Genomic DNA, 10,538 nt, shown 5'->3' on the forward strand with positions numbered 1-10,538 from the left:
CTGCTACAGGGATTGCATATCCAGAAGATACGGCGATCCCCTGTAGCAGCGGCGCGAGCCGCGTCCGGTTGCGATGCGGTGCACCTGCCGCACCGCGGTCCAGGAACCGCGTTGCGGCACCCGGCCGTTACACCGTGTGCAGGTACCAGTTGTATTCCAAATCCGAGATGGAGTGTTCGAACTCTTCCAGCTCGCTTTCCTTGCAGGCCACGAAGATATCGATGTATTTCGGATCGATGTACTTGGCCAGCACCTCGCTGTCGTCCAGCAGGCGCAGGGCATCGCGCAGGTTGGTCGGCAGGCTCTGCTCGTTCTGCTCGTAGGAGTTGCCCGTCACCGGCTCATTAGGCTCGACCTGGTTGGTCAGGCCATGGTGCACGCCAGCCAGAACCGCAGCCATCAGCAGGTAGGGATTGGCATCGGCACCGGCGACGCGGTGTTCCAGGCGCACGGCATCCGGCGTCCCGGTGGGCACGCGTAGCGCCACGGTCCGATTGTCCAGGCCCCAGCACGGGGAGTTGGGCACATAGAACTGAGCACCGAAGCGGCGGTACGAATTGACGTTCGGGCACAGGAACGCCATCGACGCGGGCAGGGTCTCGAGCACACCGCCGATCGCGTGACGCAATGCGGCGTTCTGCTCGGGATCCTCACTGGTGAAAATGTTCTTGCCGTCCTTGTCCAGGATCGAGATGTGCACGTGCAAACCGTTGCCCGCCTGGCCCGGGTAAGGCTTGGCCATGAACGTGGTGTCCATCTCATGGTCGTAGGCGATGTTCTTGATCAGGCGCTTGAGCAGCACTGCGTAATCGCAGGCCTTCATGGCATCGGCGACGTGGTGCAGATTGACCTCGAACTGCGCCGGCGCACTTTCCTTGACGATGGCGTCGGCCGGAATGCCTTGTTCCTTCGCCCCTTCCAGAATGTCCTGCAGACAGTCCACGTACTCGTCCAGATCGTCGATCAGATACACCTGGGTCGAATGCGGACGCTTGCCGGAAATGGGTGAGCGCGGTGGTTGCGGGCGACCGTTCACGTTCTCCTGGTCGATCAGGTAGAACTCCAGCTCGAACGCGGCGCAGATGGTCAGGCCCATGGCGTCGAATTTCTCGACGACCTGGCGCAGCACTTCACGCGGATCGGCGAAGAAGGGTTCGCCTTCGAGTTCGTGCATGGTCATCAGCAACTGCGCAGTAGGGCGCTTCTGCCAAGGCTCGTTGCACAGGGTGTCGGGGATGGGATAGCAGATCCGATCGGCATCGCCGATGTCCAGGCCAAGGCCGGTGCTTTCCACGGTGGAGCCGTTGATGTCCAGAGCAAACAGCGAGGCGGGCAGGTTGATGCCTTTCTCGTAAACCTTGTGGAGGCTGGTGCGTTCGATGCGCTTGCCGCGCACCACACCATTCATATCTGCAATCAGAAGGTCGACGTACAGAACCTCAGGATGTTCCTTAAGGAATGCGTTCGCTTCGTTGAGCTGAACGGCACGCGGGGGTACCGACATGATGCAACACCTTTGTTGTTAAAAATATCAATCATTGGGTTGAGCAGGTTTCAGTCAATCCGAAAGCCAACATGAAGTCAAGCGAGCCGGGTTTTGCCCTGAAAGGGCGCTGTTGAGCCTCTTTTGCTGCATATCAGGGCGCGCGTGACAGGCAATTAAGGCACTTTGCAACTGCATGAAAAGTGCACGGTGAAGTTTGCAGGTCGAGAGTTGTCCGAGAGTTGTGGAAAAAAATGAACAAGGCTAAGCTCGTTTTCAACCCGTCATTTCAATAAGACCGAGGGTGAATCATGGCACGCCTGCCATTATCTGATTTCAGTCGCTGCAGCCGCCGGTTGCCAGCGGCCAGAATAATTGACAGCCCACGGCGTTGCGTCTCTGTTTTTTTGTCCGTCATGTATTGCCTTTGCCCCGAAACCGCTACCCTGAGCCTCACGTTCCGGCCGGGTATCGAAAGGCCGGGCGGGCATCGTGGTGCCCTCGCTTGACCGCTTTTCCAACGACGCCCATGCGTCAACAAGTGCCTGGCTCGCCGCGAGCCGGGTTAATGGCCTCCTGAGGTATTTATGAGTCCCAACCTCGACCAGCTCACCGATTGGTTGAAAGAACACAAGATCACCGAAGTCGAATGCCTGATCGGCGACCTCACCGGGATCACCCGCGGCAAGATCTCCCCGACCAACAAGTTCATCGCCGAAAAGGGCATGCGCTTGCCGGAAAGTGTTTTATTGCAAACTGTGACCGGCGATTATGTAGAAGACGACATCTACTACGAGTTGCTCGACCCCGCCGACATCGACATGATCTGCCGCCCCGACGAGAACGCGGTGTTTCTCGTTCCCTGGGCCATCGAGCCCACCGCGCAGGTCATCCACGACACCTACGACAAGCAGGGCAACCCCATCGAGCTGTCGCCGCGCAACGTGCTCAAGAAGGTCTTGAAGCTGTACGCGGACAAGGGCTGGCAGCCGATCGTGGCGCCGGAGATGGAGTTCTACCTGACCAAGCGCTGCGAAGACCCGGACTTTCCGCTGCAGCCGCCGATCGGCCGCTCCGGGCGTCCCGAAACCGGTCGACAGTCGTTTTCCATCGAGGCGGCGAACGAGTTCGATCCGTTGTTCGAAGACGTCTACGACTGGTGCGAGGCGCAGAACCTGGACCTCGACACGCTGATCCACGAAGACGGCACGGCGCAGATGGAAATCAATTTCCGGCACGGCAATGCCCTGCACCTGGCCGACCAGATCCTGGTGTTCAAACGCACCATGCGCGAAGCCGCGCTCAAGCACAACGTGGCCGCGACCTTCATGGCCAAGCCCATGACCGGCGAGCCGGGCAGCGCCATGCACCTGCACCAGAGCATCGTCGATTCGGCCACCGGCAAGAACATCTTCGCCAACGAAGACGGCTCCATGAGCCAGCTGTTCCTGCACCACGTCGGCGGCCTGCAGAAATTCATTCCCGAACTGCTGCCGCTGTTCGCGCCCAACGTCAATTCCTTCCGCCGCTTCCTGCCCGACACCTCGGCGCCGGTCAACGTCGAGTGGGGCGAGGAAAACCGCACCGTGGGCCTGCGCGTGCCTGATGCGACGCCGCAGAATCGGCGAGTCGAGAACCGCCTGCCGGGCGCCGATGCCAACCCGTACTTGGCCATTGCCGCCAGCCTGCTGTGCGGCTACATCGGCATGGTCGAGGGCTTGAACCCGAGCGCCCCGGTCCAGGGCCGTGGCTATGAACGTCGCAACCTGCGTCTGCCGTTGACTATCGAGGATGCGCTGGAGCGCATGGAAAACTGCAAGACGGTGGAGAAATACCTGGGCAAGAAATTCGTCGTCGGCTATGTCGCGGTCAAGCGCGCCGAACACGAGAACTTCAAGCGCGTGATCAGCTCGTGGGAACGTGAGTTCCTGCTGTTCGCGGTGTGAGAAAAAGGAGCTACAGATGAGCAACAACAACCCCCAGACCCAGCACTGGCAGGACTTGAGCAGCGCCCATCACCTGGCGCCTTTCAGCGATTACACGCAGCTCAAGAACAAGGGTCCGCGGATCATCACCAAGGCCGACGGCGTGTACCTGTGGGACAGCGAAGGGCACAAGATCCTCGACGGCATGGCGGGCCTGTGGTGCGTGGCCATAGGCTACGGTCGCGAAGAGCTGGTGCAGGCCGCCAGCGCGCAGATGCGCGAGCTGCCTTATTACAATCTGTTTTTCCAGACCGCCCACCCGCCTGCGCTGGAGCTGGCCAAGGCCATCGCCGACCTGGCGCCGGCGGGCATGAACCATGTGTTCTTCACCGGTTCGGGCTCCGAAGGCAACGACACCGTGCTGCGCCTGGTGCGCCATTACTGGGCGCTCAAGGGCAAGCCCGAGAAGAAGGTCATCATCAGCCGCGTGAATGGCTACCACGGCTCCACCGTGGCCGGTGCCAGCCTGGGCGGCATGTCGGGCATGCATGAGCAGGGTGACCTGCCGATTCCCGGCATCGTGCACATTGCCCAGCCGTACTGGTTCGGCGAAGGCGGTGACATGACCCCCGACGAGTTCGGTGTGTGGGCCGCCGAGGAGCTGGAAAAGAAGATCCTGGAAGTGGGCGAAGACAACGTCGCGGCGTTCATCGCCGAGCCTATCCAGGGCGCCGGCGGGGTGATCATTCCGCCCGAAAGCTACTGGCCGAAGGTCAAGGAAGTGCTGGCGCGCTACGACATCCTGTTCGTCGCCGATGAAGTGATCTGTGGCTTCGGCCGTACCGGCCACTGGTTCGGCAGCGACTACTACGACCTGGCGCCCGACCTGATGACCATCGCCAAGGGCCTCACCAGCGGCTACATCCCCATGGGTGGAGTGATCGTGCGCGACGAAGTCGTGCAGGTGATCAACCAGGGTGGCGACTTCAACCATGGCTTCACCTATTCCGGGCATCCGGTAGCGGCGGCAGTAGGGCTGGAAAACCTGCGTATCCTGCGCGACGAGCACATCGTCGATAACGTTCGCACCGAGGCGGCACCGTATTTGCAAAAGCGTCTGCGGGAGCTGCAAGACCACCCGCTGGTGGGTGAGGTGCGCGGCCTGGGCATGCTTGGGGCGATCGAACTGGTCAAGGACAAGGCTACCCGTAGCCGCCACGAAGGCCGTGGCGCCGGCATGATCTGTCGGCAGTTCTGTTTCGACAACGGGCTGATCATGCGCGCCGTCGGTGACACCATGATCATCGCTCCGCCGCTGGTCATCAGCCATGCCGAGATCGACGAGCTGGTGAGCAAGGCACGCCTTTGCCTTGACCTGACACTCGAAGCGCTAGGTGGCTAAATGCTAGGCTTGCCGAGGCTGACGAATTGATGCCTGCCCCTGTAGGAACAGGCTATGCCCGCGAATGTTCGTACCCCTTGTGGGAGCGGGCTCTGCCCGCGAATGGCCGCGACACCGATTCACGCCGTTCGCAGACAGCGCCAGCACCCACAGGGCATCGGCAGCTTCCCCAGCAATCTCGACATCGGATTTCGATAAAATTGGAGCACAACGCATGAAGATATTTGGCAAGACCCTCCTCGCCGCGGCCCTGATGGGGGCGATGGCCAGTGCTGCGCAGGCGGACGACAAGGTTCTGCACGTGTACAACTGGTCGGACTACATTGCGCCGAACACGATCAAGCAGTTCGAGGAGGAGTCGGGGATCAAGGTCGTCTACGACGTATTCGACAGCAACGAAACCCTGGAAGCCAAGTTGCTAGCCGGCAAGTCCGGCTACGATATCGTCGTGCCTTCCAACAACTTCCTGGCCAAGCAGATCAAGGCCGGCGTTTACCAGGAACTGGACCGCTCCAAGCTGCCGAACTGGAAGAACCTCAATCAATCGCTGCTCAAGGCAGTGTCGGTGAGCGATCCGGACAACAAGCATGCCTTCCCGTACATGTGGGGCTCGATCGGCATCGGCTTCAATCCCGACAAGGTCAAGGCTGCCCTGGGTGCCGACGCGCCGACCAACAGCTGGGACCTGCTGTTCAAGCCGGAAAACGCGGCCAAGCTGAAGTCGTGCGGCATCAGCTTCCTCGATTCGCCGACCGAGATGCTGCCAATCGCCCTGCATTACCTGGGCTATCCGACCGACTCTCAGGACAAGAAGCAGCTTGCCGAAGCCGAAGCGCTGTTCCTCAAGGTGCGTCCTTCGATCGGCTACTTCCACTCCTCCAAGTACATCTCCGACCTGGCCAACGGCAACATCTGTGTAGCCGTGGGTTACTCGGGTGACATCTACCAGGCCAAGTCGCGCGCCGAAGAGGCCGGTGGCAAGGTCAAGGTCAGCTACAACATTCCCAAGGAAGGTGCTGGCAGCTTCTTCGACATGGTGGCCATTCCCAAGGATGCCGAGAACGTCGAAGGCGCCTACAAGTTCATGACCTTCCTGATGAAGCCGGAAGTCATGGCCGAGATCACCAACAGCGTGCAATTCCCCAACGGTAACGAGGCTGCAACGGCTTTGGTGGATAAAGCCATCAGCGAAGATCCTGGTATCTACCCGCCAGCCGACGTGCAGGCCAAGCTGTATGCCATCGCCGATCTGCCTGCGGCAACGCAGCGCATCATGACGCGCAGCTGGACGAAGATTAAGTCGGGCAAATAAGCCGGGCGGGTATTGCGCTGCGTCATTCGCGGCCGATGACCGCTCCTACGGGGGATATGAACAGTCTGTAGGAGCGGTCCGTGGCCGCGAAGGGCGCAATTCGATCTCGGCCCAGGTGAATCAGCAATTGCGGCGTGCGCGCATGGGCTGTAAGTTGCGCGCCGGTTTGTCTTATAGAACAAACGCTTGAGAGGACCTCCACTTGTCACACTCTTTGTTTCGCAAGGCCATGCTGATCGGTGCGGGTCTGACCCTGGCGCTCAATGCCCAAGCGGCAGGCACCGTGCACATCTACAACTGGTCCGATTACATCGGCGAAAGCACCCTGGCGGATTTCGAAGCCGCGACCGGTATCAAGCCGATCTACGACGTGTTCGACTCCAACGAAACCCTGGAAGGCAAGTTGCTGGCGGGCCATACCGGCTACGACGTGGTGGTGCCGTCCAACCATTTCCTGGGCAAACAGATCAAGGCCGGGGCTTTCCAGAAACTGGACAAGACCCAGCTGACGAATTACTCCAACCTGGATCCGGTGCTGCTCAAGCGCCTGGAAAAGAACGATCCGGGCAACCAGTACGCCGTGCCCTACCTGTGGGGTACCAACGGCATCGGTTACAACGTGGACAAGATCAAGGACGTGCTGGGTGTCGACAAGATCGATTCCTGGGCCATGGTGTTCGAGCCTGAAAACATCAAGAAGCTGTCCAAGTGCGGCGTCGCTTTCCTCGACTCGCCCGACGAGATGTTTCCAGCCGTGCTCAACTACATGGGCCTGGACCCCAACACCACCGACGAGAAGCTGTACAAGAAAGCCGAGGAGAAGCTGCTCAAGGTCCGTCCCTACGTGACCTACTTCCATTCCTCCAAGTACATCAGCGACCTGGCCAACGGCAACATCTGCGTGGCCGTGGGCTATTCCGGCGACGTGTTCCAGGCCAAGTCGCGTGCCGAGGAAGCGGGCAAGGGCATCAAACTGGCCTATTCGATTCCCAAGGAAGGCGGCAACCTGTGGTTCGACATGCTGGCCATCCCCGCCGATGCGCCGGATGCCAAGCAGGGCCTGGCGTTCATCGACTACCTGTTGAAACCAGAGGTGATTGCCAAGGTCAGCGACTATGTCGGCTATGCCAACCCCAACCTCAAGTCCGGCGAGTTCATGGATCAGGACGTGCGCAGCGACGAGTCGGTCTATCCGCCACAGGCCATTCAGGACAAGCTTTACGTCAACGTCGAGCTGCCGCCCAAGGTGCAGCGCTTGATGACCCGCAGCTGGACCAAGGTCAAGTCGGGCAAATAAATACCCAGGGCGGCCCGATCCAGAGCCGCCCTCACTCAAGTTTGGGAGTTTCGTGAATGGCTGTTGCCTCCAGCGCCTACAAAAAAGCCCTAGAAGGCAGCCAGCAACCGAAGAAGGTGCTGGTCCGGATCGAAAAGGTCACGAAGAAATTCGACGAAACGGTGGCCGTGGACGACGTGTCCCTGGAAATCAATCAGGGTGAGATCTTTGCCTTGCTGGGTGGTTCCGGCTCCGGCAAGTCCACCTTGCTGCGCATGCTGGCAGGCTTCGAACGGCCGACCGAGGGGCGTATCTTTCTCGATGGCGTGGACATCACCGACATGCCGCCCTACGAGCGGCCGATCAACATGATGTTCCAGTCCTATGCGTTGTTCCCGCACATGACGGTGGCGCAGAACATCGCCTTCGGCCTCAAGCAGGACAAGCTGCCGGCCGCCGAGATCGACGCACGCGTGGCTGAAATGCTCAAGCTGGTGCAGATGACCCAGTACGGCAAGCGCAAGCCTCACCAGTTGTCCGGCGGTCAGCGTCAGCGCGTCGCGCTGGCCCGCTCGCTGGCGAAGAAGCCCAAGCTGTTGCTGCTCGACGAGCCGATGGGTGCGCTGGACAAGAAGCTGCGCTCGCAGATGCAGCTGGAGCTGGTGGAGATCATCGAGCGGGTCGGTGTGACCTGTGTGATGGTGACCCACGACCAGGAAGAGGCCATGACCATGGCCCAGCGCATCGCCATCATGCACCTGGGCTGGATCGCCCAGATCGGCAGCCCGATCGACATCTACGAAACCCCCACCAGCCGCCTGGTGTGCGAGTTCATCGGCAACGTCAACCTGTTCGAAGGCCAGGTGGTCGAGGACATGGAAGGCTACGCGTTGATCAGCAGCCCGGAGCTGGAACGCAGCATCTATGTCGGCCATGGTGTGAGTACCGCTGCCGAAGACAAGAACGTGACCTACGCGATTCGTCCGGAAAAGATGCTGGTGACCACCGAGCAACCGGCCACCGAGCACAACTGGTCGCGCGGCAAGGTCCATGACATCGCCTACCTGGGCGGTCATTCGGTGTTCCACGTGCAGTTGCCGTGCGGCAAGCTGGTGCAGTCGTTCGTGGCCAACGCCGAGCGCCGCGGCGCCCGCCCGACCTGGGACGACGAAGTGTTCGTCTGGTGGGAAGACGACAGCGGCGTGGTACTGCGCTCATGAAACTGCGCAAGATCAAACGCAAGCTCAAGCGGATCATCCCCGACGGTCGCCAGATGGTCATTGGCGTACCGTTCCTGTGGCTGTTCCTGTTCTTCATGCTGCCGTTCTTCATCGTGCTCAAGATCAGCTTCGCCGAAGCCGACGTGGCGATCCCGCCGTACACCGAAATCTGGAGCTACGCCGAACAGAAATTCCAGCTGGTCTTGAATTTCGCCAACTATGCGCTGCTCACCGAGGACGACCTGTACATCTCGGCCTACCTGGGCTCGCTGAAGATGGCCTTCTTCAGCACGCTGATCTGCCTGTTGGTCGGCTACCCCATGGCCTATGCCATCAGCAAGGCGCGCAAGGACCTGCAAACCGTGCTGTTGCTGCTGATCATGATGCCGACCTGGACCGCTATCCTGATTCGCGTGTATGCCTGGATGGGCATCCTGAGCAACAACGGTCTGCTCAACGCCTTTCTGTTGTGGCTGGGGGTGATCGATCAGCCCTTGCAAATCCTCAATACCAACCTGGCGGTGTACATCGGTGTGGTCTATGCGTACCTGCCGTTCATGATCCTGCCGTTGTTCGCCAATCTGGTGAAGCATGACAACAGCCTGCTGGAAGCGGCCTCCGACCTGGGTTCGAGCACGTTCAACAGCTTCTGGAAGATCACCGTGCCGCTGTCCAAGAACGGCATCATTGCCGGTTGCATGCTGGTGTTCATTCCAGTGGTCGGCGAGTTCGTGATTCCCGAACTACTCGGTGGTCCGGAAACCCTGATGATCGGCCGCGTGTTGTGGCAGGAGTTCTTCAACAACCGCGACTGGCCCGTCGCCTCGGCGCTGGCGGTGCTGATGCTGGCGATTCTGATCGTGCCCATCGTGCTGTTCAATCGCAGCCAGGCCAAAGAGCTGGAGGGCAAGGCATGAAGCGTTTCGGGTTCTCCAAACTGATCCTGATACTGGGGCTGATCTTCATCTATGCCCCGATGTTGATCCTGGTCATCTACTCCTTCAACGCCTCGCGTCTGGTGACGGTGTGGGGCGGCTGGTCGGTGCAGTGGTACGTTGGCCTGCTGGACAACGCCCAGCTGATGGGCGCCGTCATGCGCTCGCTGGAAATCGCCTGCTACACGGCGGTGACGGCTGTGGCGCTGGGCACCATGGCGGCGTTCGTGCTGACCCGTATCAGTCGCTTCAGGGGCCGCACGATGTTCGGCGGCCTGGTGACAGCGCCGCTGGTGATGCCCGAGGTGATCACTGGCCTGTCGTTGCTGCTGCTGTTCGTGGCCATGGCACAGGTGATCGGCTGGCCGCAGGAGCGCGGTATCGCTACGATCTGGATCGCCCATACCACCTTCTGCGCTTCGTACGTGGCGGTGGTGGTGTCCTCGCGGCTGCGTGAACTGGACCTGTCGATCGAAGAGGCCGCCATGGACCTGGGCGCACGGCCGTGGAAGGTGTTCTTTCTGATCACCATCCCGATGATCGCGCCATCGCTGGCGGCCGGTGGGATGATGTCGTTCGCACTGTCGCTGGATGACCTGGTACTGGCCAGCTTCGTATCCGGACCGGGCTCCACGACGCTGCCGATGGAAGTGTTCTCGGCGGTGCGCCTGGGCGTGAAGCCCGAGATCAACGCGGTGGCCAGCCTGATTCTGCTGGCGGTGTCGTTGGTGACATTCCTGGTCTGGTACTTCGGTCGTCAGGCTGAAGAGCGGCGCCGCAAGGCGATCCAGCAAGCCATCGAGGAAAGTGCAGCGAACTCCTGGCAGCAGCCAAAGGCACAGCGGCCGGTGGCGTCGGTTTGATGTCGGCAGGGCGCTGGATCTTCAGCGCCCTTGAGGGCCTCTTCGCGGGCAGAGACCCGCTCCCACAATAGAGCACTACTCCACAGACACAGCGCGGGTTTATTGTGGGAGCGGGCTCTGCC

At 60.5% G+C, this 10,538-nt stretch carries 8 protein-coding genes; 7 read left to right on the forward strand and 1 reads right to left on the reverse strand.

Annotated features, from left to right (window positions below; all coding sequences use genetic code 11):
- Positions 1 to 127: 127 nt before the first annotated feature.
- Positions 128 to 1,504 carry a glutamine synthetase family protein gene (locus QMX89_RS21930; protein ID WP_043192283.1) on the reverse strand — a complete coding sequence of 459 codons (1,377 nt, stop codon included), beginning with the start codon at positions 1,502 to 1,504 and terminating at the stop codon, positions 128 to 130.
- Between the two features lie 566 nt (positions 1,505 to 2,070).
- On the opposite strand from QMX89_RS21930, the gene QMX89_RS21935 reads away from it, so the two are divergent.
- The 7 genes from QMX89_RS21935 (at position 2,071) to QMX89_RS21965 (ending at position 10,416) form a co-directional block, all read left to right on the forward strand.
- Positions 2,071 to 3,429 carry a glutamine synthetase family protein gene (locus QMX89_RS21935; RefSeq protein ID WP_049860269.1) on the forward strand — a complete coding sequence of 453 codons (1,359 nt, stop codon included), beginning with the start codon at positions 2,071 to 2,073 and terminating at the stop codon, positions 3,427 to 3,429.
- A 16-nt stretch (positions 3,430 to 3,445) separates the two neighbouring features.
- Positions 3,446 to 4,810 carry an aspartate aminotransferase family protein gene (locus QMX89_RS21940; RefSeq protein ID WP_282349865.1) on the forward strand — a complete coding sequence of 455 codons (1,365 nt, stop codon included), beginning with the start codon at positions 3,446 to 3,448 and terminating at the stop codon, positions 4,808 to 4,810.
- Positions 4,811 to 5,024: 214 nt separating this feature from the next.
- Complete coding sequence (locus QMX89_RS21945; protein WP_056844715.1) at positions 5,025 to 6,122, forward strand: polyamine ABC transporter substrate-binding protein; 1,098 nt, start codon at positions 5,025 to 5,027, stop codon at positions 6,120 to 6,122.
- A 202-nt stretch (positions 6,123 to 6,324) separates the two neighbouring features.
- Positions 6,325 to 7,419, forward strand: coding sequence for a polyamine ABC transporter substrate-binding protein (locus QMX89_RS21950; RefSeq protein WP_282349866.1), 1,095 nt, complete (start codon positions 6,325 to 6,327; stop codon positions 7,417 to 7,419).
- 56 nt (positions 7,420 to 7,475) lie between these two features.
- Positions 7,476 to 8,618, forward strand: a complete 1,143-nt coding sequence (gene potA / locus QMX89_RS21955) for a polyamine ABC transporter ATP-binding protein (protein WP_049860266.1) — start codon at positions 7,476 to 7,478, stop codon at positions 8,616 to 8,618.
- Positions 8,619 to 8,653: 35 nt separating this feature from the next.
- The gene (locus QMX89_RS21960) at positions 8,654 to 9,535 is read left to right on the forward strand and encodes an ABC transporter permease subunit (protein ID WP_162240092.1); all 882 of its coding nucleotides are present in this window, start codon (positions 8,654 to 8,656) and stop codon (positions 9,533 to 9,535) included.
- Positions 9,532 to 10,416, forward strand: coding sequence for an ABC transporter permease subunit (locus tag QMX89_RS21965; RefSeq protein WP_049860264.1), 885 nt, complete (start codon positions 9,532 to 9,534; stop codon positions 10,414 to 10,416). Before QMX89_RS21960 ends, QMX89_RS21965 begins: the two co-directional genes overlap by 4 nt.
- The last annotated feature ends 122 nt before the right edge of the window (positions 10,417 to 10,538 follow it).

Origin of the sequence: Pseudomonas sp. PS01301 (genome assembly GCF_029960215.1) — a bacterium.
Classification (GTDB): Bacteria; Pseudomonadota; Gammaproteobacteria; order Pseudomonadales; family Pseudomonadaceae; genus Aquipseudomonas; species Aquipseudomonas coleopterorum.